21 protein-coding genes and 1 pseudogene are annotated in these 23970 nt (G+C 60.1%); 12 read left to right on the top strand and 10 right to left on the bottom strand.

The features are described from left to right. The 5 genes and pseudogenes from ACIOWE_RS03970 to ACIOWE_RS03990 all read left to right on the top strand — a co-directional run. Positions 1–100, top strand: a pseudogene (locus ACIOWE_RS03970) (sulfate ABC transporter permease subunit CysW); the annotation flags it as partial. Between the two features lie 3 nt (positions 101–103). Next, complete coding sequence (locus ACIOWE_RS03975) at positions 104–1093, top strand: sulfate/molybdate ABC transporter ATP-binding protein (protein WP_401387612.1); 990 nt, start codon at positions 104–106, stop codon at positions 1091–1093. A 261-nt stretch (positions 1094–1354) separates the two neighbouring features. Then, positions 1355–2722, top strand: a complete 1368-nt coding sequence (locus ACIOWE_RS03980) for a cytochrome C (protein ID WP_401387615.1) — start codon at positions 1355–1357, stop codon at positions 2720–2722. After that, a complete protein-coding gene (locus ACIOWE_RS03985) occupies positions 2719–3231 on the top strand; it encodes a sorbitol dehydrogenase (protein ID WP_401387618.1) in 513 nt (170 codons plus the stop codon). Before ACIOWE_RS03980 ends, ACIOWE_RS03985 begins: the two co-directional genes overlap by 4 nt. Next, positions 3228–5438 carry a GMC family oxidoreductase gene (locus ACIOWE_RS03990; RefSeq protein ID WP_401387621.1) on the top strand — a complete coding sequence of 737 codons (2211 nt, stop codon included), beginning with the start codon at positions 3228–3230 and terminating at the stop codon, positions 5436–5438. Before ACIOWE_RS03985 ends, ACIOWE_RS03990 begins: the two co-directional genes overlap by 4 nt. A gap of 44 nt (positions 5439–5482) precedes the next feature. Here the strand turns inward: ACIOWE_RS03990 and ACIOWE_RS03995 are convergent, their stop codons facing one another. Further along, positions 5483–6007 carry a DUF962 domain-containing protein gene (locus ACIOWE_RS03995; RefSeq protein WP_401387624.1) on the bottom strand — a complete coding sequence of 175 codons (525 nt, stop codon included), beginning with the start codon at positions 6005–6007 and terminating at the stop codon, positions 5483–5485. 82 nt (positions 6008–6089) lie between these two features. Between ACIOWE_RS03995 and ACIOWE_RS04000 the strand changes: the two genes are divergently transcribed. Then, positions 6090–6767 (top strand): Crp/Fnr family transcriptional regulator, encoded by a 678-nt coding sequence (locus ACIOWE_RS04000; RefSeq protein WP_401387627.1) that lies wholly within the window; start codon positions 6090–6092, stop codon positions 6765–6767. Between the two features lie 282 nt (positions 6768–7049). Here the strand turns inward: ACIOWE_RS04000 and uraH are convergent, their stop codons facing one another. Together uraH and ACIOWE_RS04010 are read right to left on the bottom strand one after the other, a co-directional pair. Beyond that, positions 7050–7460, bottom strand: a complete 411-nt coding sequence (gene uraH, locus ACIOWE_RS04005) for a hydroxyisourate hydrolase (RefSeq protein ID WP_401387630.1) — start codon at positions 7458–7460, stop codon at positions 7050–7052. An 11-nt stretch (positions 7461–7471) separates the two neighbouring features. Then, a complete protein-coding gene (locus tag ACIOWE_RS04010) occupies positions 7472–7957 on the bottom strand; it encodes a heme-binding protein (RefSeq protein ID WP_401387633.1) in 486 nt (161 codons plus the stop codon). A gap of 136 nt (positions 7958–8093) precedes the next feature. Here ACIOWE_RS04010 and ACIOWE_RS04015 point away from each other — a divergent pair, with 136 nt between their 5' ends. Both ACIOWE_RS04015 and ACIOWE_RS04020 read left to right on the top strand, forming a co-directional pair. Beyond that, entirely contained in the window at positions 8094–8774 is a 681-nt protein-coding gene (locus ACIOWE_RS04015) for a heavy metal response regulator transcription factor (protein ID WP_201236027.1), read from the top strand. Beyond that, the gene (locus tag ACIOWE_RS04020; RefSeq protein WP_401387636.1) at positions 8764–10149 is read left to right on the top strand and encodes a heavy metal sensor histidine kinase; all 1386 of its coding nucleotides are present in this window, start codon (positions 8764–8766) and stop codon (positions 10147–10149) included. The genes ACIOWE_RS04015 and ACIOWE_RS04020 overlap by 11 nt, the downstream gene beginning before the upstream one ends. A 103-nt stretch (positions 10150–10252) precedes the next feature. Here the strand turns inward: ACIOWE_RS04020 and ACIOWE_RS04025 are convergent, their stop codons facing one another. Further along, positions 10253–11257: an AraC family transcriptional regulator gene (locus tag ACIOWE_RS04025; RefSeq protein WP_201236025.1), complete on the bottom strand. Its 1005-nt coding sequence runs from the start codon at positions 11255–11257 to the stop codon at positions 10253–10255. A gap of 100 nt (positions 11258–11357) precedes the next feature. Between ACIOWE_RS04025 and ACIOWE_RS04030 the strand changes: the two genes are divergently transcribed. After that, positions 11358–12431: a fatty acid desaturase gene (locus ACIOWE_RS04030; RefSeq protein WP_401387639.1), complete on the top strand. Its 1074-nt coding sequence runs from the start codon at positions 11358–11360 to the stop codon at positions 12429–12431. Positions 12432–12535: 104 nt separating this feature from the next. On the opposite strand, the gene ACIOWE_RS04035 is transcribed toward ACIOWE_RS04030, so the two are convergent. Genes ACIOWE_RS04035 through ACIOWE_RS04045 form a run of 3 tightly spaced genes read right to left on the bottom strand, consistent with a single transcriptional unit; the run spans position 12536 to position 16569 of the window. Further along, positions 12536–14146, bottom strand: a complete 1611-nt coding sequence (locus tag ACIOWE_RS04035) for an arylsulfatase (RefSeq protein ID WP_401387642.1) — start codon at positions 14144–14146, stop codon at positions 12536–12538. Between the two features lie 12 nt (positions 14147–14158). After that, on the bottom strand, positions 14159–14974 hold the full coding sequence (locus ACIOWE_RS04040) for an ABC transporter ATP-binding protein (protein ID WP_401387645.1): 816 nt from the start codon (positions 14972–14974) through the stop codon (positions 14159–14161). Then, on the bottom strand, positions 14971–16569 hold the full coding sequence (locus ACIOWE_RS04045; RefSeq protein WP_401387647.1) for an ABC transporter permease: 1599 nt from the start codon (positions 16567–16569) through the stop codon (positions 14971–14973). The genes ACIOWE_RS04040 and ACIOWE_RS04045 overlap by 4 nt, the downstream gene beginning before the upstream one ends. A gap of 396 nt (positions 16570–16965) precedes the next feature. On the opposite strand from ACIOWE_RS04045, the gene ACIOWE_RS04050 reads away from it, so the two are divergent. Then, entirely contained in the window at positions 16966–17979 is a 1014-nt protein-coding gene (locus tag ACIOWE_RS04050) for an ABC transporter substrate-binding protein (RefSeq protein ID WP_401387649.1), read from the top strand. A gap of 96 nt (positions 17980–18075) precedes the next feature. Here ACIOWE_RS04050 and ACIOWE_RS04055 read toward each other — a convergent pair whose 3' ends face one another. Next, positions 18076–18996, bottom strand: a complete 921-nt coding sequence (locus tag ACIOWE_RS04055; protein WP_401387652.1) for a LysR family transcriptional regulator — start codon at positions 18994–18996, stop codon at positions 18076–18078. A 181-nt stretch (positions 18997–19177) separates the two neighbouring features. On the opposite strand from ACIOWE_RS04055, the gene ACIOWE_RS04060 reads away from it, so the two are divergent. Beyond that, on the top strand, positions 19178–20098 hold the full coding sequence (locus tag ACIOWE_RS04060; protein WP_401387654.1) for a TauD/TfdA dioxygenase family protein: 921 nt from the start codon (positions 19178–19180) through the stop codon (positions 20096–20098). 106 nt (positions 20099–20204) lie between these two features. On the opposite strand, the gene ACIOWE_RS04065 is transcribed toward ACIOWE_RS04060, so the two are convergent. Beyond that, positions 20205–21821 (bottom strand): alkaline phosphatase family protein, encoded by a 1617-nt coding sequence (locus ACIOWE_RS04065; RefSeq protein ID WP_401387657.1) that lies wholly within the window; start codon positions 21819–21821, stop codon positions 20205–20207. Between the two features lie 212 nt (positions 21822–22033). On the opposite strand from ACIOWE_RS04065, the gene ACIOWE_RS04070 reads away from it, so the two are divergent. Next, positions 22034–22891 (top strand): hypothetical protein, encoded by an 858-nt coding sequence (locus tag ACIOWE_RS04070; RefSeq protein ID WP_401387660.1) that lies wholly within the window; start codon positions 22034–22036, stop codon positions 22889–22891. Positions 22892–22967: 76 nt separating this feature from the next. Here the strand turns inward: ACIOWE_RS04070 and ACIOWE_RS04075 are convergent, their stop codons facing one another. Next, positions 22968–23912, bottom strand: coding sequence for a LysR family transcriptional regulator (locus ACIOWE_RS04075; protein WP_401387663.1), 945 nt, complete (start codon positions 23910–23912; stop codon positions 22968–22970). Positions 23913–23970: the final 58 nt, after the last annotated feature.

The raw sequence follows: 23970 nt of genomic DNA on the forward strand, positions 1-23970 counted from the left end.
GTCGATACTGTTGCTGATCCTGGGGCTCTTCATCCTGCTGCTCAAGCAGTGGAGCGAAAACCGTATCAACCGCCTGCGCGCCAGCGCCGCGGAGGAATAATTCATGTCGATCGAAGTGCGTAACGTCAGCAAGAATTTCAACGCGTTCAAGGCGCTGGACAACATCAGCCTGGACATTCACAGCGGTGAGCTGGTGGCGCTGCTCGGCCCGTCCGGCTGCGGCAAAACCACCTTGCTGCGCATTATTGCCGGTCTGGAAACCCCGGATCAGGGCAACATCGTTTTTCACGGCGAAGACGTCTCCGGCCACGACGTGCGTGATCGCAACGTCGGTTTCGTGTTCCAGCACTACGCCTTGTTCCGCCATATGACGGTGTTCGATAACGTCGCGTTCGGCCTGCGCATGAAACCGAAAAACCAGCGCCCGAGCGAAAGCCAGATCGCGGTCAAGGTGCATGAGCTGCTGAATATGGTGCAACTGGACTGGTTGTCGGACCGTTACCCGGAGCAGCTTTCCGGTGGTCAGCGCCAGCGCATCGCTCTGGCCCGAGCCCTGGCGGTCGAGCCGAAAGTGCTGCTGCTCGACGAACCGTTCGGCGCCCTCGATGCCAAGGTGCGCAAAGAGCTGCGCCGCTGGCTCGCTCGTCTGCACGAAGACATCAACCTGACGTCGGTATTCGTGACCCACGACCAGGAAGAAGCGATGGAAGTCGCTGACCGTATCGTCGTGATGAACAAGGGCGTGATCGAGCAGATCGGCTCACCGGGCGATGTCTACGAAAACCCGGCCAGCGATTTCGTTTATCACTTCCTCGGCGATTCCAACCGCCTGTTGCTGAGTGACGACAACCACGTGCTGTTCCGTCCGCACGAAGTGTCGCTGTCCAGGCATGAGCTGGAAGATCACCACGCCGCTGAAGTACGTGATATCCGCCCTCTGGGCGCGACCACGCGGGTGACGTTGAAGGTGGAAGGGCAGACGGATCTGATCGAAGCGGAAGTGGTGAAAGACCACGATAGCCTGATCGGTCTGGCCAAGGGTGAGACCCTGTTCTTCAAACCAAAGGTCTGGCAGAAAGTCGCCAACCTCTAAAACGCAAAAGCTCCCTGTAGGAGCTGTCGAGTGAAACGAGGCTGCGATCTTTTGATCTTAAGAATCCAGATCAAAAGATCGCAGCGTGCCGCAGCTCCTACAGTTGTGTTGTGTGGCTATTGGGCTTAACTCGATTTGGTCTAACTGTCCCACCAACCGTGACGCGTTCCTTGCCTAATCTCCAGGCTGTGCCAGGAGGCGCAGTGAAGAGTCCATGACGGACCGGCGTATCTCCTGGACCCTGATGCCAAGGAGATAACGATGAGAACGGAAGTCCACCGGCCCGCGCCGTGGCTCGGTTGCGCGCTGTTCGGCGCAATGCTCAGCCCACTGGCCAACGCCGACCCCACGCTGTCAACGCAAATACCTTTCGATGTCACGGCGACCCCGCCATTTTCCCTGACCAGCCTGCAACAGAACTTCGATGAAATGTCGTGGCAGACGTTTATCGCCTTGAACTGGCCGGCGCTGGACAACGGCAATCCGAACACCGGCACGCCGATCGGCCAACAGGACGGCGCCACGGTTTGGGAAAGCTGGAAAGAGAGCTATCAGATCTTCCTCGCCCAAGGCCAAACGCCTAATCCCTGGAACGCGCCAGCGACTATTCCGAAAGCCTGCGAGGGCCTCGGTTCCGGGCGTTTGCTGCAACAGATGGGCAAGGTGCCGGATGTGCTCGATGAGTTTATCCAGCCGTTTCAGAGTGGGCCGCTGGTGGATCAGAGCGGGGTTTATACGCGCAACGAAATCGTCGTCAACCAGCCGATGTTCAACGACATCGTCAACAACAGTCTGTACAGCGTTCAGGGCCAGCAGGCGTTTTTTGCGGCGGATCCGAAAAACACGGTGGCGTTCAGTTGCGGCAACAACGACACCAGCCAGGTCGGTTCACTGATGGTCAAGGCGTCGTGGAAAGTCCTCGACGGCAATGACCGACGAGAGAAATTCCACACCGTCGATGCGCTGGTCTACACGCCGGGCAACAGCGACCCGAGCAAAGGTCCGGTGGTACCAGAGTCGTGCAAGGCCGAACCGGTCGGGCTGGTGGGGCTGCACATCGTGCACAAGACCAGCAGTGCGCCGCAGTGGGTCTGGTCGACCTTCGAACACGTCGACAACGTGCCGGAACAGTCCACACCCGTGGCCGAGCGCAAAGGCCCGTATCTGTTCTACAACGCCAACAGTCAGGCTGAAATCAACCAGCCACCGCCGCGTCCGTGGAACCCGGCAGTCAAGGCAACGCCGTCGCAGATCGTGCGCGAAGCGTCGTTGACCCCGGCCACCAAAACCCTCAACAGCACCTATCAGACGCTGTTGCGAACGGTGAACCCGAACAGCGTGTGGGCCAACTATCAATTGATCAGCACGCAATGGCCGACACTGACGCCGCAGCCACCGTGCCAGATCTCGAAAACCGAACCTTTGGGGCGCCCGGCGCCTGCGTTCCTCGCCAACACCACGCTGGAAACCTACATCCAGGGCACCGTGCCGCAAGCGTCCTCCAGTTGCATCGCTTGCCACGGTAACGCCGCTACCCATGTCACCGAGTCGCCGCGCACCAGTTTCGCGGACTTCACCTACCTGCTCGAACGCGCACAATCGACTGGCGCGACAAGGAGTCAGCCATGAGCACCGATCTGGACAATTTCGCCGGTCTGTCTTCGGCCCTGACCGGCATTCCGCTAACGTTCATCGCACCCTCTGTCGATCCGATCGACCTGCCGACGCAGTTCCTGACGTTCATCGGGCCACGCATCACTTCCCCGGTATTGCAGGCGTTACTGACCCAATACGCGACCTTGCTGGCGGATAAAGTGCCGCCGGATCAGATCGCCCAAGCGGTGTTGATGAACGGCACGCAACCGGCCACCACGCAAACGGCGCAAGCCGCTCGATCGATCATGAAGCTCTGGCTGCTCGGCGTCTGGTATCAGCCGTACACCGTCGGCAACAACAAGGCGGGGGATCAGATGGTTGTCTCCGATCAGGCCTACACCCAGAGCTGGGCATGGAAAATTGCCCAGGCGCACCCCATGGGCTACAGCGAATTTTTCTTTGGTTACTGGAACGAAGTGCCGCCCAGCCTTGAAGACTTCACCGGTGTGCCCGCGAGTGGACAACAAGGAGCGTCGTCATGAGTACCGAACAAGCAGATGTGGTGATCGTCGGCGCCGGTCTGGCCGGTAGCATCATCGCCTATCAGTTGGGGCTGGCCGGGGTGAAAGTATTGGTGCTGGAGTCCGGGCCGGAGATTCCGGCCAACCGTAATCAGTACCTTGAACGTTTTTACACCGCGACCTTGAAGACCCCGGAATCGCCGTATCCACCGGTCAGCACGCTGGACACTCCGCGCAATCCGGCCGAGCAGAATGCGCCGCGCGCGACCATCGCCGATTTGATCCTTGGCTGGGAAAATCCTGAAATCAGCTACCTGGTGCAAAAGGGCCCACTGGCCTTTACCAGCACATATGAACGGGTTGGCGGCGGCACCACCTGGCACTGGGTCGCGACCTGCCTGCGTATGGTGCCCAACGACTTTCGCCTGAAATCGCTGTACGGCGTCGGTGTCGACTGGCCGATCAGCTACAACGATCTGCAAAGTGCTTACTGTCGTGCCGAAGCGGAAATTGGCGTGGCCGCGAATGTGGCGGATCAGGCGTATCTGGGCATGACCTTCCCGGATAACTACCAATTCCCGATGACCAGCATTCCGTTGTCACTGGTCGATGGCAGTTTTGTTGCTGCGGTTCAGGGTCAGTCGTTCGACGGCTTGCCACTGGTGGTCAGCCCGACACCGGCAGGGCGTAATTCGCAACCCTACGCGGGCCGTCGCGTGTGTGCCGGCAACACCAATTGCACACCGATTTGCCCGATCCAGGCCAAGTACGATGCCACTGTGACCATGAACAACGCGCTGAACACCGGCAATGTGCGTGTGCTCTACAAAACCGTGGCAAGCAAAGTCACGGTGGCGGCGGACAAGTCCATCAGCGGCATCGAGTTCATCCAGTATCAGCTCGGCGATGGCCCGCCGACCGGCACCGGCGTTGCGGTCGGCCAGCGTTATGTCATCGCGGCCCATGCCATCGAGACGCCGAAATTGCTGCTCAATTCCACCAGCCCCGCGTGGCCCAAAGGCGTGGCCAACAGCAGCGGTCAGGTCGGACGCAGCCTGGCGGACCATCCGATCTATCTGGCCTGGGGCCTGATGCCGGAAGGCAAAGCGGTATTTCCCTATCGCGGACCGGTTTCAACGGCCGGCATTGAAAGCCTGCGCGACGGTGCCTTTCGCAGTCAGCGTGCGGCATGGCGGATCGAGATTGGCAACGAAGGCTTCAACTGGCCGGTGGGCGACCCCTACGTGACCGTCGCTGACCTGATCGATGGCGCCAACAACAGCGCCACCAATCCACTGCCACCCGCCAAAGGCCCGCAGCAAGTGTTGTACGGAACGGCACTGGTGCAGAAACTCAACGACTTGCTGACTCGTCAGTTCCGCATCGGTTTTCTGGTGGAACAGGTCGAGGACGATCCGGATAACGCCAATTGCTACATCGTGCCGTCAACGCAGTACAAGGATCGCTTGGGCATTCCCCGCCCGGAAATTCACTACGACTTGTCCGACTACACCAAGGAGGGCTTCCGGCAGGCGAAGATCCTCGCCACCCACATCATCACCGAGCTGCTCGGTGCCACCGAGTTGACCAAGCCGTTACCGCCGGGGAAATTCAATTACAAAGGCGTGGATTACAGCTTCCAGGGCGCCGGCCATCTGATGGGCACTTACCGCATGGGCGATGACCCACTGAAATCGGTGGTCGACAAGGATCAGCGCAGTTGGGACCACAAAAACCTGTTCCTGGTCGGCGACGGCGTGTTCCCCAGCACCGGCACTTCCAACCCGAGCCTGACCATCGCGGCGTTGTCGATTCAGGCCGGTGACACCTTGGCCAATGATCTGAAAACCGCCACGGTGCAGGTTAAAGCCAATCAGCCCTGGCAGGGCACGGGCGTGCAGATCAACGGGCCGAGTCCGCGCCTGGTGCGTTATCTCAGTGGGCGCTGGTTCGCCAGCCCGGCGGGCGGCATGGTTGACGGTAACGGCAGCGCGGGCCTGATCGCCAAGCCCGGCTACACCTTGCCGGGCGCCAACGAAGGGGCGTTGATCGGGCGGATCAGCAGTACCGGGGCGCCGTTTCTGATTGGCGATCTGGCGCAGACTCCTGCGGGGCAGCAAGGCGAATTGCAGCTGTGTATCAACGACGATCTGGAGGGCCGATATGGCGTCGGACTCGCCGACAATCAGGGCGCGCTGACGGTGCAGGTGACGTTCGGCGCATTGTGAAACAGGCCACGCGAGGTGCGCAGTCGCGCACCTCGCGTGGTTCTTCAGTGGGCAGTTTTGTGTTCGCGCAGGGTTACCGGGCCGGAGCGCAGTTCAATCTCGTGCTTCAACTCCTGGCGCAGACCGAGCATGAACGCCACTTCCGCCACGACAAACAGCGGCCCGACGATCAAACCGCTGAGATCATCGACAAACGCCGGTTTGCGCCCCTCGTAGTGATGCCCGACAAACTGGATCACCCAACCGATTACAAACATCGCCAGGCCGCTGCTCAGCCAGACCAGGGTGCTCTGCTGGGCCAGGACATGCCCGGCCCAGACCGAAAATCCCATCAGCACGGTCATCAGCACCCCAAGCTTCACTTCCAGGCGCAGGTAAAACCACGCCGAGGCCAGCGCCAGTATCACGGCAGGGGATATCCACAATCCGCCCAACGACCATTCCGGCCGCGACAACAGAACCGCGACCGCCACCACAATCAGTGGAATGCCGATAAAGTGGCTGGCGATGTTGCGCGGGTCGCGGTGGTAGGCCGCATATTGACTCAGATGATCGACGAGGCTTTTCATTGTTGTTCCTCCTGTAGGGTGATCGCAGCATGCCCCGGGTTCAGCGTTCGCTCTGTCAGGCAGGCGACAATTAGGAGTGTTCATGGATAAGCGTTCACGGCTGCTGACCGGCCAGTGGTTCAGTCATTTGCCTGCGTCCTTTCAGGATAGTCTGCTGGCGGCAGCCCGGGAGCGGCGGCTGACGGCGGGGCAGCGCCTTTTTCAGCGTGGCGATCCGCCGTGCGGTCTGTACGCGGTGCTCGATGGCGCCGTGCGTATCGGCGCGGTGAGCGAGCAGGGCAAGGAAGCACTGCTGAGCCTGGTCGAGGCGCCGCACTGGTTTGGCGAAATCTGCCTGTTCGACGGCCAGCCGCGCACCCATGACGCCTATGCGGTGGGGCCGTGCACGCTACTGAATATCCCGCAAGCAACGCTGCTGAAATTGCTCGACGAGCATCCGCTGTATTGGCGGCATCTGGCACTGTTGATGAGCCACAAGCTGCGCCTGACGTTTATCAATCTCGAACAACTGAGCCTGCTGCCAGCCCCGGCGCGCCTGGCCCATCGCTTGCTGATGATCGCCGAAGGCTACGGCGAACTCGATCCGCCCCGCCGGGTGCTGCAACTGCCGCAGGAGCAGCTGGCGTCGATGCTGTCGCTGTCGCGGCAGACCACCAACCAGATTCTCAAGGACTTGCAGGGGCAAGGGATTATCGGCCTCGGGTATGGCGAGATCGAGATCCTCGACGCCACGCGATTGCGTGCCCTGGCCACAATCTAAAAGCTCACAAAGAAAAAATACCCATTCCAGACACCACGAACTTGTGGGAGCTGGCTTGCCAGCGATTGCTGAGCATCAGCCGAAATCAATGTCTGCTGAACGGACGCCATCGCTGGCAAGCCAGGCTCCCACAGGGTTTTCGGCCCTCCATGACATCTGAGGCAAATCACAGAACCTGTAGGAGTGAGCCTGCTCGCGATAGCAATCTGTCGGTCAGGCAATGGGTGACTGATACACCGCTATCTCGAGCAGGCTCACTCCTACAGAGGCTTTGTGTGGGGATCAGGAGCCGCGATAGGTCGAGAAACCGTACGGGCTGAGCAGCAGCGGGATGTGGTAATGCTGATCGGTCTGCTTGACCTCGAATATCACCGGGATCTCCGGGAAGAACGTGTCGTGCTTGATCTTCTTGAAATACTCGCCGGTCTTGAAAACCACCCGATATTCGCCCGCCTCAAAAGGCTGTTTGGCCGGAAACAGTTCGGCGATGCGTCCTTGTTCATTGGTGGTGCCTTGGGCCAACGGCTGCCAGTTCTGGCCGACATGCTTTTCCAGGGTTACGTCGATGCCCGGCGAGGGCAGGCCGTTTTCCAGGTTGAGCACGTGCACGCTCAACGGGTTACCGGCAGCAAAGGCCAGACTTGAGCAAGCGCTCAGGCCGAGCGCGGCGAGGGTCATGCGCAATGGGGTCATGATGAGTCTCCTTATTGGGAACGGGTGATGGCCAGACCGGTTTTCTCGGCAGCCTTGATCGCACAGTTTTCGTCTTGCTCACCGCCGCCGGAACCGGCCACGCCCATGGCGCCGACCAACTCGTTGGCGGCGAACAGCGGGATGCCGCCACCGAGCAACAACAACTCGTCGAGGGTGTTGAGGTTGGCGGTTTCCGGGTTGCTGCGGGCGCGCTCGGCGAACAATCGGGTTGCAGTCTTCGTCGACAACGCGGTGTAGGCCTTGCGTTGACTGGCGACGGTGTTGTGCGGGCCGACACCATCGCCACGCAACGTGACGAGCAGGTTGCCGCCCCGGTCGAGCACCGACACGGTGCCGGTGCAGTTGCTCATTGCCGTGTCGGCCAACAGCCGGGCGGTTTTCAGATCGAGGTCAGCGTGCCGTGGTAGTTCAGGTGCCGCGAAAGCACTGGCGCTGAGGCCGATGGCCAGGCTGGCGAGAAGATATTTGACGGTCATGGACAGGCTCCGAAAGCGAAGGACGCCACCTTAGCGGCGCGACTTCGTCAGAACCTCGTCAGTCGGATTACAAGTTTGTAATGGGCAACGTCGCCGAAGGCGCCTAGCCTGTGTGCCTGATCAATCGAGGTGTGCCATGCGTTTGCTGGTCGTAGAAGATGAAGCCAAAACCGCGAATTTCCTCGCCAAGGGCCTGGGCGAGTCCGGATTCGCTGTCGACGTGGCGGTCAACGGCCTCGATGGGCGCTATTTCATTGAGCAGCAGGAATACGACCTGATCATCCTCGATGTGATGCTGCCGGGGCTCAATGGCTGGCAACTGCTGCAATTGATCCGCCAGCGCGGTGCCACGCCGGTTTTGTTCCTGACCGCCAAGGATGCCATCGAAGACCGCGTGCGCGGCCTCGAACTGGGTGCCGACGACTATTTGCTCAAACCTTTCGCCTTCGCCGAACTGCTCGCGCGGGTGCGCACGTTATTGCGACGCGGGCCGATGCGCGAGGCTGAGTCATACAGCATTGCCGATCTGGAAATCGATGTGCTGCGCCGCCGCGTCAGTCGTGGCGGCCAGCGTATTTCGCTGACCAACAAAGAGTTCGCCCTGTTGCATCTGCTCGCCAGTCGTCAGGGCGAAGTGTTGTCGCGCACGCTGATTGCCTCGCAGGTGTGGAACCTGAATTTCGACAGTGACACCAATATGGTCGAAGTCGCGGTGCGCCGCTTGCGCTCGAAGGTCGATGATCCGTACATGCCAAAACTGATCCACACCGTTCGCGGCGTCGGCTATCAACTGGAAGCGCCGGACGATGCGCTCTAGGTCGATCGCCTGGCGCCTGGCGCTGGCGTTTGCATTGGTCTGTGCCTTGGTCTTGAGCGCGATTGGCGTGTTCCTGTACCGCTCGCTCGCCGCCGAAATCGCTTATCGCGACGACATGGCCCTGCTCGGGCGACTGGAGCAGGTGCGCGCCTTGCTCGCCGACAGCGACAGCCTTGATGCGTTGCAGGCGCGGCCACGGCTGTACCAGAACATGCTCGGCAACCTCGACAGCCTGCTGCTGGTGCGCCGGGCTGACGGTTCAAGTGTGATCGGCATCAACCCGCGCCAGCGCGACTTGCCGACCCTGAAGGCGATCCCGCGTGAACAAACTCCTCAGCGCCGCGATGTGCTGACCTGGCAAGCGGCGGACGGCGCGGAACTGGCTTTGTTGTCCGGTGAAGCGCAGGGGCCGAACGGCGAACCGCTGACTGTAATCGCCGGCAAAGTGTTGAGCGAGCGCGAGCAGATGCTCGGCAGTTATCGCCTGCGCTTGTACCTCTCGGTCGGACTCGGCGCGGTATTGGCATTTGCGCTGGGGCTGGTGTTGCTGCGCCGTGGTTTGCAACCGCTGCGGCAATTGAGCGAAGCCGTGCGCGGCATCGACCTGCGCAGCCTCGATCAGCGTTTGCCCGCCGCCGGCACGCCCGCCGAACTGCTCGAACCGGTGCAAGCGCTCAACGGCATGCTGGCGCGTCTGGACGACAGTGTGCAGCGGCTGTCGCAGTTCTCCGCCGACCTTGCCCATGAAATCCGCACGCCGCTGCACACCTTGCTTGCCAGCAACGGCCAGGCGCTGAACCACCCGCGCAGCACGGCTGAATATCAGGAAGTCCTGGCCTCGAACATGGAAGAGTTCGAGCGGCTCAAGCGCATGGCGGAAAACCTGATGTTCCTCGCCCGCGCCGAGCAGGCCGAGCGAGCGCTCAACCTGCAAACGCTGGATCTGCAAAGCGTCGGCAGCGAACTGTGCGATTACTTCGAGGCCCTGGCCGACGACCGCGACCTGCGCCTGGAAAACCATCTGCACGGCGAACTCCACGCCGATCAGCAACTGCTGCAACGCGCCCTCGGCAACTTGCTGGCCAACGCCGTGCGGCATGCTGACCCCGGCACCTCGATCAGCCTGCGCCGGCGCGAAGAAGCGGGCTTGTGCTGGTTGCAGATTCACAACCATGGCCCGGCCATCGCACCCGAGCATCTGGGCAAACTGTTCGACCGCTTCTACCGCGTCGATCCGGCCCGCGCTGAACCCGGGGATTCCGGAGGATTGGGGCTGGCGATCGTGCAGTCGATCATGCAATTGCATGGTGGGCAGGTGCGGGTGAGCAGTGATGCTTTCGGCACAGTTTTTGAGTTGGGCTTCTCGGTGAACTGACTACCGCCATCGCGAGCAGGCTCACTCCTACAATTGGAATGCATTCTCCTGTAGGAGTGAGCCTGCTCGCGATGACGTCAGATCAGAAAAATCTGATTCTGGATCAGCGCAACTGATCGCGAAACTGCCCCGGCGTCATCCCCGTCCAGCGCTTGAACGCCCGGCTAAAGCTGCTGGTATCAGCAAACCCCAGCAGATAACTGACCTCACTCAACGAACACTGCGGATCACGCAGGTGCAGCAGTGCGAGGTTCTCGCGGCTTTCGTTGAGCAGCGTGTCGAAGCGACAACCTTCATCCGCCAGATGCCGTTGCAGACTGCGCAGGCTCAGGTGCAAAGCCTGGGCGATGCGCTCGGCACTCGGCTCACCTTCCGGCAGTTGTTCTTCGATGGCGTCGCGCACCTTGCGTTCCCAGGTCAGCGGTTTGAGCTGAGCCATGGTGCGCTTGAGCACCGCTTCGTTGTGTTCGGCCAACTCAGGGTTGGCGTCGTCGAGGTGGCTGTCGAAGTCGGCGAGGGCGAATTCCAGGCGATCTTCGGCGGCGGCGAAATGCACGGGGGCGCGGAAGACTTTGTGCCATTGGTGTGCGTCGCTCGGTTCCGGGCGGCGCAGGTAAACCGCCAGCGGCGCGTAATCGCGGCCGAGGCGATTGCGGCAGGTGCGCACGTAGATCGCGGCGAAGGCGTCGATGGCTTCGAAGGCGGGAGCGGGATTGCCTGACGGAATTTTCAGACGGAACAGATAGCGGTCATCGCCGCGACTCAGGTCCAGTTCTAGGGCATCGCTGACGACCGGGTGATAACGCACTATGCGTTCGAATACTTCGCGCAGGCTGCCGCTGGCTACCAAGGCATAACCGAGCGCGTGAAACGTGGTCGGGCTGACAAATCGCGATACCCGCAGACCAATGGCTGGGTCACCGCTGGACTGCACCGCAAGCTCCCACAGGCGGGTGGTGCCGGACAGCGGATAGCGTGCGTTGGGATCGTCCATCAAGTTCGGGTCGAGCCCGGCCTGTTGGCACAGGTCAGTACTGTCCAGCCCCAGCGCATCGAGTTGCTTGCGCAAGGCACGGGTCCAGCTGGCGAGGGAGGTCGGTTCCTTCATGCTGATTGGCGCTTCCGGTCAACAGGTTGGCGTTCTCGGCTACCGCGATTCGAACCCTTGCAGGGCAGGATGCGAACATCAATACCCAGAGGATGGAAGCATGGACCGTACTTCTGCAAGTCCCCAGCGACACAATGCCGCCCAGCGATCAGCACATATTCGCGAAGTGGTGCTGGCCAAAGGTGTCGAACTGCGTGAACGCTTTCCGATACTCAAGCATCAGGACGCGCTTGGCGCGGGGATTCTGGCGTTTGCCCTGGCCGGGATGATCGGTTCAGCGGCGCTGTACATCACTGGCCACATGGCCTGGTGGGTGTGCCTGCTGCTCAATGCGTTTTTTGCCTCGCTCACCCATGAGCTGGAGCACGACCTGATCCACAGCATGTATTTCCGCAAGCAGCGTGTGCCGCACAACCTGATGATGGGCCTGGTCTGGCTGGCGCGGCCGAGCACGATCAATCCGTGGATCCGCCGCCATCTGCACCTCAATCATCACAAGGTCTCAGGCACCGAGACCGACATGGAAGAGCGCGCCATCACCAACGGCGAGCCGTGGGGTTTTGCGCGGCTGCTGATGGTCGGCGATAACGTGATGTCGGCGTTCATCCGCATGCTGCGAGCGAAAACCTGGGCGCACAAGTTCAGCATCATCAAACGCACGCTCAAGGTCTACGCGCCGCTGGCGCTGGTGCATTGGGGCGCCTGGTATGTGTTTCTCGGTTTCCATGCAGCGAACGGCATCGCGTACTTGCTGGGGACACCGATTGAATGGTCGGCGACCACGTTGTCGGTGATGCAGGTGATCGATATCGCCGCCGTGGTGATCATCGGCCCGAACGTGTTGCGCACGTTTTGCCTGCACTTCATCAGTTCGAACATGCATTACTACGGGGATGTCGAGTTGGGCAATGTCCTGCAGCAATGCCAGGTGTTGAACCCTTGGTGGTTGTGGCCGTTGCAGGCGTTCTGCTTCAACTTTGGCAGCAGCCACGGGATTCATCATTTTGTGGTGAAGGAGCCGTTTTACATCCGCCAGCTGACCGTGCCGGTGGCGCACAAGGTGATGCGTGAGATGGGCGTGCGGTTTAATGATTTCGGCACGTTTGGGCGGGCGAACCGGTTTGTTCGCAAAGATGCGGTTGCGCAGGAAGAGGTGCGTACGGTTCAGGCATAACGGATGACTGCAAAGGCCTCTTCGCGAGCAGGCTCGCTCCCACATTTGGAATGCAGTTACCTGTGGGAGCGAGCCTGCTCGCGAATACGGTCTGTCAGGCAATCTCAATCCGGCTGAAACGGCGAAGCACTCAAAATCACCCCGGTCTCCTCGACATACTGCTGCCAATGCCCGATCAGCGTGCTCAGCTTGTCCGGGTGACTCAACGCCAGATCATGAATCTCCCCCGGATCACTGGCCAGATCATAAAGCTGCCACGTCGCCGGCCCGACCGGCCCGGGGATCCACACCGCTTTCCACGAGCCTTGGCGGATCGCCCGGCGCCCGAACAATTCCCAGCCCGTCACGGTGTGCTCGTCATGTACTTGCGCCGTCTCGCCGGACAAAAAGCCCAGCCATGATTTACCACGCAGTGGCGCCACCGGTTTGCCGTGCCAGTGCTTGCCCGGATGACGCACGCCGGCCAGATCAAGAATGGTCGGGGTGATGTCCATCACCGTGCCGAAACCATGACTGATCTGCCCTTTGAACGAGAGTTGCGGATAGTGCAGCAGTGCCGGCACACGAATCCCGCCCTCGGTGGTGAAGGCCTTGAACAGTCGCGATGGCGCAGTCGCCACCTGCGCCCAGTTCGGTCCGTACCAGACGTAGGAGTTGGCCCGACCAATATTGTCGAGGCTGTTGTCGTAATGCTGGCTGAGATACGCCACCAGCTCCGGGCCGAATTTCGGGAACGCCTCGAGCAGCGCGCCCTCGGCACCGTTGTCGGACATGAACAGGATGAAGGTGTTATCGAGTTGGCCTTGCTGGCGCAGGTAATCGACGACCCGGCCGATGTTCCAGTCTATGCGTTCGACCATCGCCGCGTAGACCTCCATCGCCCGCGCGGAAATCTGTTTCTGCTCAGTGCTCAGCGCATCCCATTGCGCGGTCAGCTGGATCAGCGGATGCGGCTCGACGTCCGCTTCGATCAATCCCAGTGCCTTGAGTTTTTCCAGGCGTTCGAGGCGCAAGACTTCTGGGCCCGCATCGTAGCGGCCACGGTATTTTTCGACGATGTCGGCCGGTGCCTGCAACGGCCAGTGCGGTGCGGAAAACGGCAGATAAGCGAAGAACGGCCGGGTCTGGTCACGCTCCTTGAGGTATTGCAGCAGCTTGTCGCCGAAGGCGTCGGAGGAATAGAAATCCTTGGGCAATTCGTCGATGAACGTGTCGTCTTCGATGTACAGCGCCGGTGTGGATTTCAGCAGACCGGGGGTTTGCTCATCGTAAGTCGGCTCGAAGCCGTAATGGTTGGCCGCGCCTGGCAGCAGCGAAAACGAGCGCTCGAAACCCCGTGCATGGGGCGCCAGTTCGGCGGTCAGACCGAGGTGCCATTTGCCGCTCATCAACGTTTGATATCCGGCCTCGCGCAGCAGCTCGGGGAGAGCAACGACGCGGTCATTCAGATAACCCTCGTAACCCGGTTTGCCGATCAGCTCCGGCGTCAGCGTTTCGGCCATGGTGCCGATGCCGGCAATGTGATGATCGGTGCCGGTCAGCAGCATCGAGCGGGTCGGCGAGCACGTCGGCGCGGTGTGAAAGTCGGTCAGGCGCAGGCCATTGCTGGCCAGTGCATCAAGGTGTGGTGTGGCGATTTCGCCGCCGAAGGCGCCGATGTCGGAGAAACCGAGATCGTCGGCCAGAATCACCAGAAAGTTGGGGCGTTGCGGCATCGAAAACTCCTCTCAGCAGGCAATGAACGTCAGCGGCAGATCGCGGATCTGCACTGGCACGCTTGGTTGGTAATGGTCGTCACTGGTCAGTTCGTGCAGCAGCTCTTCACGCAACTGATGGAAGTCGAAACTGCTGCGTTGGCGTGGATGCGGCAGAGCAATGTCGACCACTTGCTTGATGCGCCCCGGACGCGGCTCCATGACCACAACGCGGTCGGCCAGAAAAATCGCTTCTTCGACATCGTGGGTGACGAGGATCGTGGTGATTTTTGCCCGGGCGCGGATCGCTAACAGCTCGTCCTGCATCTGCTGACGGGTCAGTGCATCGAGTGCACCGAAAGGCTCATCGAGCAGCAGAATCCGTGGGCTGGCGACCAGGCCGCGAGCGATTGCCACGCGTTGCGCCATGCCGCCGGAGAGCTGGTGTGGATAGGCGCGGGTGAAGTCGCGCAGGCCAACCAGATCGATGAAGTCGTTGATGCGTTGCTGTTTTTCAGCGGCGCTTAGCGGCTCATTGACCAGGCCGAGTCCGATGTTGTCGGCGACGGTCAGCCAGGGAAACAAGCGGTGCTCCTGAAAGACGATGCCCCGCTCGCCACTAATGCCGCTGACGGCTTTGCCATCCACGCTGATCTGCCCGCGAAACTGCGTATCGAGGCCCACCAGCAAGCGCAGCAATGTCGATTTGCCGCAGCCGCTGGAGCCGACAATGGCGACGAATTCGCCCTCGGCGATGTCCAGGTTGAATTCGCGAATCGCCTCCAGTTCGAAACCGTCGACGTCGAAGGATTTGCCTACGTGGTTGAAGCTGACAATCGGTGCGTTCATGCGTGTCTCCAGCGGGTGGCGCGAATTTCCAGGCGTTGGCCAATGAGGTTGAGCAGGGCGCCGGTCAGGCCGACGAGGAGCATGCCGGCCATGATCAGGTCCATGCGTAGCAGTTGTTGCGCGCCGATCATCTGGCTGCCGATGCCGCCGTTGGACGGCATGAAATACTCGGCGCCGATGGTGCCGAGCCAGGCGTAGATCAGGCTCAGCCTGAGCCCGGCGAAAATCCCCGGCGCGGCGCCTGGCAATACCAATCGACGCAGGCGCTGACCGAGACTCAGGCGCAGCACTTGCGCGGCTTCGTTGAGTTGCGGCGAGAGGTTGGCGACGCTGCGTTGGGTGGCGATGAACAACGGAAAGAATGCAGCAAGGGCAACGAACACCCACTTCGACAATTCGCCCAGACCGAACCATGCGGTGAGCAATGGCACCCAAGCGAAAATCGCGATCTGCCGGACAGCGGCAAGCGTTGGGCCGAGCAAGCGTTCGCTGGTACGCGACAATCCCAACAGCAGGCCCAGGGCGAAACCGAGTCCGCCGCCCAGCAGCAAACCGCCAAGCGTGCGTCCGAGACTCAGGGCCATGCCGGTGATCAGCGTTCCGTCGAGCAGGCCGTCCCACGTCGTATTCAGCACGGCCAACGGACTTACCAGAATATTCGCGTCGACCCATTGCTGATCATTCGCCACTTGCCACAGCCCCAACAAGCCCAGCGGCAGCAGCCACGGTTGCAGCCGCTGCCAGCCTTCATAGCGCGGGCCACGGCGGATTTCCGCAGTGGCCGGGTGCGGCCAGTGCACCAGTTTTTTGTCCAGCAGACCGATGCCGCGATCCATCGCCACGCCGATCAGACCAATGACCACAATGCACACGAAAACGATGTCGAGCATGAACAGTTGCCGTGCCCAGACCATCAGGTAACCGATGCCTTCGCTGGAGGCGAGCAATTCGACGGCAAGCAGCGACGTCCAGCCGGCAGCCAAAGCCAGACGCACACCCGCCATGAATGCGGGGAGGGCGGCAGGCAACACCAGCCGGCGAATCAACAAGAGTGGTGGCAGGCGCAACACCGCAGCGGCTTCGCGTAACTTCGGTTGCGCATCGCGCACGCCAACCAGCGTGTGCAGGGTCACCGGGACGACGATGGCTTTGATCAGCACCACCAGTTTCAGCACTTCGCCGATACCGAAAAACACCATGAACAGCGGAATCCACGCCAGCGTCGGCACCTGAGCGAGACCGGCGAAGGTCGGGAAGATCAAGCGTTCGAGGCGGCGACTGAAACCCAGTGCCGCCCCCAGAAGCGCACCGGCGCTGATCCCTGCCAGTAACCCCCAGAACAACCGTTGCAGGCTGATCCACAAGTGGCTCCACAACTCGCCTTGGGACAGTTCGACCGCGCTGTTCCACACCAGGGACGGCGCCGGCAGGATCTGTTCGCTCATCCACTGGTTACGTGCGGCAAGCCACCACAGGGCGAACAGGCTGATTGGCAGTAACCATGGCAATAAGCGCTGCTGCAGGCTTGGCCAGGAGCGCCGACTTTTCAGTGGCGGTGCGGGCAGCGGCAGGCTCAGCAGGGATTGACGGGCCATGAGTGACCTCCGTTGTCGGGTTGGATCGATCAAGATCAAAAGATCGCAGTCTTCGACAGCTCCTACAGGGGGGGACGCGTCCGTGAGTTCACCCCTGTAGGCGCTGCCGAAGGCTGCGATCTTTAGCGGTATTAACTTCAAACAAATGGTTATATGTATTCTGTTTATTTATCTATTTGGAAATAAGCCACGCCATTTAAGGCTTCTGGCCCACACGCATCCAATGCATTCGAAGAATATTTTCGATGCTGTTAATGCATACGCTGCTGCAAGCCCCGTCACAGACTGCTTAGCGTTAAAAGCTATAAAAATGTGCATTTATAGTATTTAAGCGAAGGTGCTGCTTCAGCCTACTTTCGGCTCCTCAACGCCCGTCGTGATCAAGGAGCCGCACCCATGAACCTTCCCTTCAAACGCGTTTTCAGTCTGTTCGCCGCCCCGGCACTGGCGGGCCTGTTGGCATTCAGCGCCCACGCCGACGAACTCAAGGAAATCCGTATCGCCGTACCCGACCTGAGCGCCGGCACCCAACACAGCGGCGGTGGTGTGGTCGATGTGTTGCGCGACCAGCAGATCTTCGAAAAGGCCTTCGCCGAGCAGGGCATCAAGATTCAGTGGAGTTTCTTCAAAGGGGCCGGACCGGTGATCAACGAGGCATTTGCCAATGGTCAGGTCGATCTGGCGTATCTGGGCGATCTGGCGGCGATCATCGGCAAGTCCAATGGCCTCGATACGCGGCTGCTCAGCGCCAGCGCGCGCGGGGTGAAGCAGTATCTGGGCGTGGTGCCGGGCTCGGGGATCAAGACTTTGCAGGACCTCAAAGGCAAGCGCGTGGCGATCTTTCGCGGCACCGCTACCCAGCTGTCCTTCGATGCGGCGCTGGCCAGTCAGGGCTTGAGCGAGAAGGATCTGAAGGTGATCAACCTCGATTTCACCGGCGCGACCGCTGCGCTGGCGGCGAAGCAGATCGATGCTTCGTGGGGTAGCTCCGGCCTGGCCGCGCTACAGACCAAGGGCCTGGCCGAGTTGCCGCTGAACACCAAGGATCTGGGTGGTGCGGGCAGCGTGCAGTCGGTTCTGGTTGGCAGCGGCAAATTTGTCGATGCGCATCCGGAGGCGGTGAGCAAACTGCTCAAGGCGCAAGAGCAGGCTGTGGAATGGCTGACCCAGGACGGCAACAAGGCCGCTTATGTGCAATTGGTATCGGGACTGGCGAGTTATCCACCGGTGATCCTCACCGAGGATCTGAAAGATCAGAAATTAAGCGAGGTGTTCCCGTCGACGCTGGACCCGGTATTCCTTGGCAGTTTGCAGGACAAGGTTGATCTGGCGGCGCAGCAGAAGCTGATTCGAAAGCCGTTCAAGGTCAACGATTGGGTCACGCCGGAGTTGGCGGCTGCGAAACTCTGAATCTCTAGCGGCTGATCTGGCACTTTCGCGAGCAGGCTCGCTCCCACATGGCAATGCATTCCAACTGTGGGAGCGAGCCTGCTCGCGAAGGCGTCTTCAAACGGCGACGCTGATCTCTTGCTTATCCACCGCCACCAGCGTCTCGATCATCGCCCGCGCCGCCGGTGAAAGCCGAAACCCGGTACGACTGACAATCCCGCATCGCGCGTTCATGCTATCGAGGTTCTGCGGCAGGTTGCGCCAGTGCAACAGCACTAGCGAACCCTGGGCGATGTCCTCATGGAATGCCTCCTCCGTACCGATGCCAATCGCATTGGATTGCAGCACTACCTTCACTAGCGCCGGAAAATGCTCGGTCTCGATGGTCGGCGAAAAATCGATGCGGCCACTGAGGTTCGCCAGCAGCTTGCGGATGCCCGGCGGGATCAGCGTGGTCGCCAGCGGGTAGTCGAACATGTCGTTGGTCGACAGGCTTTCCTTGGCCAGCAACGGATGCCCCGGACGGCAGAAAAATACACCGCGCTTGGGCGTCAGTGGCTGCGTCTGAAAATTCGGGTCGGACTCGAAATGGCGGATGTCGGCGATGAAGAATTCGATCTCTTCACGACTCAGGGCGCGGCTGAGTTTTTCCCAGTTATCCACCTGAAAGCAGGTGCGCACTTTCGGGTGCGCATTGATGAATTGCGCCACCGCGTCGGGCACCAATTTCACCGCTGGCGCCGGGCCGCAACCGAAATGCACCTCGCCTGCATCGAGCTTGGTCATCTGCGTCACTTCCGCGCTGAGCAACGCCGCGCCCTGCACCAGGCTCAAGGCGTGCTGCAAGACGACCTGGCCCTCTGGCGTGGGGCGCAGATCCTTGTTGCCGCGATCCACCAGCACGCAACCGAACTCCTGCTCCAGCCCTTGAATGCTGCGGCTGAACGCCGGTTGGGTGATGCCCATGGCGTCCGCTGCACGGACAAAACTGCGGTGTTCGTTGAGGGCGATGAAGTAGCGCAACTGGCGAAGATCCATATGCTTTTCCGGCATCCTAAAAATAGCTCGAAGGCATTTGCGACGAGGCTTGCTTGAGGTTTTAAATGCAAGCTCTTATTCCGTCAACGAAGCATACGAATATCTATTAGATGTAAATGGAATATAGATAGAGCGTTGTTTCGCTGCCGTCCAACCGCAAGCAGTCGATGAGGGTCTACCCATGAGCAATGCCGCACTCGCAGTAAAGCCCGCTGTCCACGCGCTGGAAATTCATCCGGTGGCCGGTCGTATCGGCGCCGAGATCCGTGGCGTGCACCTGTCCGGTGAGCTGGATACCGCCACCGTCGAAGCCATTCAACAGGCACTGGTTCAGTACAAAGTCGTGTTCTTCCGCGAGCAGACCCAGCTTGATGATCAACGTCAGGAAGCGTTCGCTCATCTGCTCGGCGAGCCTGTGGCACACCCGACTGTACCGGTGCGTGATGGCACCCGTTATCTGCTGGAACTCGACGGTGCCGAAGGCCAGCGCGCCAACTCGTGGCACACCGACGTGACCTTCGTCGACGCTTACCCGAAAGCCTCGATCCTGCGCTCGGTAGTTGCCCCGGCCTTCGGCGGCGACACCCTGTGGGCCAATACCGCTACCGCGTACAACGGACTGCCGAGCGAATTGCGTGAACTGGCGGACAAACTGGTCGCCGTGCACAGCAACGAATACGACTACGCTGGCGCCAAGCCTGACGTCTCGGCCGAGAAGCTCGAGCGCTACCGCAAGATCTTTACTTCGACCGTCTACGAGACCGAGCACCCGGTTGTGCGCGTGCACCCGATCAGCGGCGAGAAAAGCTTGCTGCTGGGGCACTTCGTCAAGCGCATCAAAGGCTACTCGCAGGCGGATTCGGCGCATCTGTTCGGGCTGTTGCAGAGTCATGTAATTCGTCAGGAAAACACCGTGCGCTGGCGCTGGAAGGCTGGTGATGTGGCGATCTGGGATAACCGTTCGACGCAGCATTACGCGATTGATGATTACGGTACGCAGGATCGGATCGTGCGCCGGGTGACGTTGAAAGGTGAAGTGCCGGTCGGTGTGAATGGTCAGCGTAGCCAAACCATCAGGGGCGCGGATATCGTCGGCGTCTGACCGGGCCTCTTCGCGAGCAGGCTCGCTCCCACAGTGGATTTGTGCTGAACACAATGGACGTGAACGGCACAAAACCTGTGGGAGCGAGCCTGCTCGCGAAGGACTTTCACCACACGCCAATCTGAACGACTTTCTCGGTTTCCGGCTCACCGTAGCGAAAGCGCTGCCCACGCAAATCAATCTCCTGATGACTGATCGTCGTCCGCCGCTTCAACCCCCGCATCCATTCAAACAAGTACCCCGCATGCTCCTCGCGTACCGCCGCGTAAGCCGGATCCTCACCCAGATCGCGCAGCTCCTGCGGATCATTCAATAGATCAAACAGCTGCGGCCGGAAGCCGTCATACGCCAGGTATTTCCAGCGCTCGCTGCGCACCATGGTCATGCGGCAGCGGTCGATCGGCTGCCCGAGCCGTTCCCGTGCCGGGGCCTGGAAGGCGTAGTCGTATTCGCTGATTGCAAAGCGGCGCCACTCTGGGTTTTCGCCGTGCAGCAGAGGGATCAGCGAGCGCCCCTCAAGTCGATGCTCTGCCCCCGGCAATCCAAGCGCCTGAAGAAACGTCGGCAGCGCATCAATGGTTTCCGCCAGGCGTTCATCCACCGTTCCCCGGGTGACATCCGCCGCCCCCCGAGGATCGCGCACGATCAGCGGCACGCCCACTGCCTGCTCCAGCAAAAACTCCTTCTCGCCCAGCCAGTGATCGCCCAAAAAGTCGCCGTGATCGCTGGTGAACACGATCAGCGTGTCATCCCAACGGCCATTGCTCTGCAGAAAATCGAACAGCCGCCCTAGCTGATCATCCACTTGCTTGATCAGGCCCATGTAGGTGGGGATTACATTCAATCGTACTGAGTCGCGGGAGAAGTTGAGGCTTTCCTCATGCTGGCGAAAGGCAGTGTATACGGGGTGTTTGCTGGCTTCGGAGGGCGTCGCGCGGACCGCTTTGAGAATCGATTTCGTACTGTACAAGGTGTGGTATGGCGCCGGTACGATGTAGGGCCAGTGCGGTTTGATATACGAAAGATGTAAACACCAGGATTTCTCGCCTTGCTCGGTGATGAAGTCGATGGCTCGATTTGTAGTGTAGACAGTCTCTGAGTGTTGCTCGGGAATTCGTGCTGGCAAATGCGCATGACGCATTTGCCAGCCACTGAGGATTTCACCGTTCTCGCCTTCGGCGGCGTTGGCCCAGTCGTGCCAGGGATTGCGGCCGTCGAAACCGTGTTCGCGCAAGTAATGGGTGTAGGGCGCCGATTCGCGTTTGTCGTCGAACAGCGGGTCATCGGGGAAGATGCCGTCGTGACGGAAGTAGGGCTCGAAGCCGACCTCGTTGAGCACCTCGGCCTGTTCGCTCTCTGGGTTGATTGCCAACCGCTGCAAGGCATCGACATTCGCCGTGGCGTGGGTCTTGCCGACCAGCGCGGTACGAATGCCGTGAGGGCGCAGGTAATCGCCAATGGTCAGTTCTTCGAGCGGTAGCGGCACCGCGTTCCATGCCACTTGATGGCTGCTGACATAGCGCCCGGTGTAGGCCGACATCCGAGACGGCCCGCAGATCGTGCCTTGAGTGTAAGCGCGGCTGAAACGCACGCCGGCTGCGGCCAGACGATCAATGTTCGGCGTGTGCAAATGGGGGTGGCCGTAGCAGGACAGGTAATCGCGGCGCAGTTGATCGCACATGATGTAGAGCACGTTGCGCACGGGTTTTTCAGGATGGGACATGGGGTTCACCGGTCAGAGAGACAGGTGAGGGTTTTCGCTTTCGGTGGGGGTGTTCGGCAAGTGCATTTGGGGAATGCAGTTGATGCAGATGATGCATTACAACTGACGCACACCACGGATCTGGCATCTCGTCACCTGTAATTTCTGACAGTAGACGTCAGTGTTACGTAGACGGAGTATGAAAATCCCGCACCGATATGGAAGCTCTGGAAATGAATAAGCCTAGAGAGACGAAGGCGCCGACCTTGCCGCCACCCACAATCCGGTTTCCAAAGAATGGGGACGAATTCCCCTCGAAGAAAATTCCTGTATCGGGCACAAGTACGCTGAAAACCCCGGCGAAAGTCTGGGTCTATGTTCACGAAGGATGGTGGGAGCCCAACAGTCAGTTCGAGGTTAAGGAAGATGGCACCTGGGAAGGCATTCTCGACTGGAAGTTTGCCATGCCTTACGGCGATAACAGCATTGTGGCCAGACATGAGCGTGGGATGGAATACTCTGAAGATAGCGCTCCTGTCACCTTTACCGTCAAGTTGCCAGCTGTCGAGTTCATCCTTCCCGCTGAGAATGAATACGCCAATCAAGGCGTCTTGTTCACTGGCACAGGCCAGCCAGGTGCCCAAGTTACCGTAGTCATGGCTGACGACGTAAGCAAAGTGCTCGGTGAGGGGCCTGTATACTCGGGATCAGACTGGGCTGTCAGCGCTAACATTGCTCTCGAACCTGGTAGGACGTGCGTCAAGGCACGCTCACGCATTAACAACGAAACTTCGTGGACAGACCCCCATTGTTTTTTCGTCAGGCCACCTGAACCTCTCATTCAATCGCCGTACTCAGGCGAAGTGGAGTCCCGCGTTGAAATCCGCGGGCTAGGCTACCCCGGCGCTACCCTGGAAATCTGGTTGATCGGCAACCCTTCAATCAGTTTGGGCAAGGGCACGATGAACGAATTTCGGGAATGGAAGATTCCGGTGCAGCTTCCTGCCGGGAATTGCGTGATTGAGGCTATTCAAACGTTTAACGGAGTGGCTTCCAATCCGAGTGAGTCGCGTACCTATCAAGTGAAATGAGAATCCATTTGATGGCAGCGTGTAACGCATGGGGCAAGCTATGCATTGTGCCCCGTGGGCGTTTTTGACGTGATACTCAGATAGCGAGCCTTGCCAGCGAACACACTTCCTCATCCTGCTGATCAATCACCTTGATCTGCTCAATCATCGCCTCAGCCAACGGCGACAACCGATACCCCGCCCGACTGACAATCCCATAGCGGGTGTACAACTCCTCCAGATCATCCGCCAGGCCTTCGATCTTCAAACACAGCAGATCACCCTTGGCCTGATGCAACGCATCGGAATACGCGCCGACGATCCCGATCGCATCCGAACGCAGCACCACGCTTAACAGGCTGGAGCTGTTTTCACACTCCACATTCGGCGTGAAGTCCGGGCGGCCGCTGAGGTCGACGATGACTTTGCGCAGGTTCGGCGGGCGAATGCTCACGGCCAGCGGATAGCTCATCAATTGCTCGGCTGTCACCCGATCAAAACCTGCCAGTGGATGCCCGGCACGGCAGCAGAAATGCCATTTACGTGGCCGTAACCGATGCGTCAGGTAATCCGGATCGGCTTCAAAATGTCGAGTATCGGCGACAAAGAATTCGAACTCTTCGCTGAGCAGGCGCTTGCTCAAGCTCTGCCAGTCATCGACCTGGAACTGCACCCGCGCTTTCGGATAACGGCCGATGAAGCTGCCGATGGCCCGCGGGATCAATCCCGCCGCCGGCGCCGGGCCGCAACCGAAGCGCAATTCCCCTGCCTCCAGACCATTGAACTGACTGATCTCGTTGGCCATCTGCTGCGCGCCGCTGACCAAGCGCCGCGCATGTTCGAGCAGCACCTGGCCCTGTTTGGTCGGCGGCAATTCCTTGCGCCCGCGATCGATCAGCTGACAGCCGACGCTGTGTTCCAGTGCCTGAATACTGCGACTGAACGCCGACTGCGACAGGTTCACCGCCTGCGCGCCGGCGACGAAGCTGCGCTGTTCAGCCAAGGCGATGAAGTGACGAAGTTGGCGCAAGTCGATATGCATTTTTCACATAAAAAATATCCGGGAAATGCATTGGATATGCATTAGGTCGACTCCTTAT

Origin of the sequence: Pseudomonas sp. NPDC087598, from assembly GCF_044743525.1 — a bacterium.
GTDB lineage: Bacteria > Pseudomonadota > Gammaproteobacteria > Pseudomonadales > Pseudomonadaceae > Aquipseudomonas.

What these genes read in the sequence shown, in the direction of transcription:
- ACIOWE_RS03975 (WP_401387612.1), top strand. Translation starts at nt 104, where the DNA reads ATGTCGATCGAAGTGCGTAACGTCAGCAAGAATTTCAACGCGTTCAAG.
- ACIOWE_RS03980 (WP_401387615.1), top strand. Translation starts at nt 1,355, where the DNA reads ATGAGAACGGAAGTCCACCGGCCCGCGCCGTGGCTCGGTTGCGCGCTG.
- ACIOWE_RS03985 (WP_401387618.1), top strand. Translation starts at nt 2,719, where the DNA reads ATGAGCACCGATCTGGACAATTTCGCCGGTCTGTCTTCGGCCCTGACC.
- ACIOWE_RS03990 (WP_401387621.1), top strand. Translation starts at nt 3,228, where the DNA reads ATGAGTACCGAACAAGCAGATGTGGTGATCGTCGGCGCCGGTCTGGCC.
- ACIOWE_RS03995 (WP_401387624.1), bottom strand. Translation starts at nt 6,007, where the DNA reads ATGAAAAGCCTCGTCGATCATCTGAGTCAATATGCGGCCTACCACCGC.
- ACIOWE_RS04000 (WP_401387627.1), top strand. Translation starts at nt 6,090, where the DNA reads ATGGATAAGCGTTCACGGCTGCTGACCGGCCAGTGGTTCAGTCATTTG.
- uraH (WP_401387630.1), bottom strand. Translation starts at nt 7,460, where the DNA reads ATGACCCCATTGCGCATGACCCTCGCCGCGCTCGGCCTGAGCGCTTGC.
- ACIOWE_RS04010 (WP_401387633.1), bottom strand. Translation starts at nt 7,957, where the DNA reads ATGACCGTCAAATATCTTCTCGCCAGCCTGGCCATCGGCCTCAGCGCC.
- ACIOWE_RS04015 (WP_201236027.1), top strand. Translation starts at nt 8,094, where the DNA reads ATGCGTTTGCTGGTCGTAGAAGATGAAGCCAAAACCGCGAATTTCCTC.
- ACIOWE_RS04020 (WP_401387636.1), top strand. Translation starts at nt 8,764, where the DNA reads ATGCGCTCTAGGTCGATCGCCTGGCGCCTGGCGCTGGCGTTTGCATTG.
- ACIOWE_RS04025 (WP_201236025.1), bottom strand. Translation starts at nt 11,257, where the DNA reads ATGAAGGAACCGACCTCCCTCGCCAGCTGGACCCGTGCCTTGCGCAAG.
- ACIOWE_RS04030 (WP_401387639.1), top strand. Translation starts at nt 11,358, where the DNA reads ATGGACCGTACTTCTGCAAGTCCCCAGCGACACAATGCCGCCCAGCGA.
- ACIOWE_RS04035 (WP_401387642.1), bottom strand. Translation starts at nt 14,146, where the DNA reads ATGCCGCAACGCCCCAACTTTCTGGTGATTCTGGCCGACGATCTCGGT.
- ACIOWE_RS04040 (WP_401387645.1), bottom strand. Translation starts at nt 14,974, where the DNA reads ATGAACGCACCGATTGTCAGCTTCAACCACGTAGGCAAATCCTTCGAC.
- ACIOWE_RS04045 (WP_401387647.1), bottom strand. Translation starts at nt 16,569, where the DNA reads ATGGCCCGTCAATCCCTGCTGAGCCTGCCGCTGCCCGCACCGCCACTG.
- ACIOWE_RS04050 (WP_401387649.1), top strand. Translation starts at nt 16,966, where the DNA reads ATGAACCTTCCCTTCAAACGCGTTTTCAGTCTGTTCGCCGCCCCGGCA.
- ACIOWE_RS04055 (WP_401387652.1), bottom strand. Translation starts at nt 18,996, where the DNA reads ATGGATCTTCGCCAGTTGCGCTACTTCATCGCCCTCAACGAACACCGC.
- ACIOWE_RS04060 (WP_401387654.1), top strand. Translation starts at nt 19,178, where the DNA reads ATGAGCAATGCCGCACTCGCAGTAAAGCCCGCTGTCCACGCGCTGGAA.
- ACIOWE_RS04065 (WP_401387657.1), bottom strand. Translation starts at nt 21,821, where the DNA reads ATGTCCCATCCTGAAAAACCCGTGCGCAACGTGCTCTACATCATGTGC.
- ACIOWE_RS04070 (WP_401387660.1), top strand. Translation starts at nt 22,034, where the DNA reads ATGAATAAGCCTAGAGAGACGAAGGCGCCGACCTTGCCGCCACCCACA.
- ACIOWE_RS04075 (WP_401387663.1), bottom strand. Translation starts at nt 23,912, where the DNA reads ATGCATATCGACTTGCGCCAACTTCGTCACTTCATCGCCTTGGCTGAA.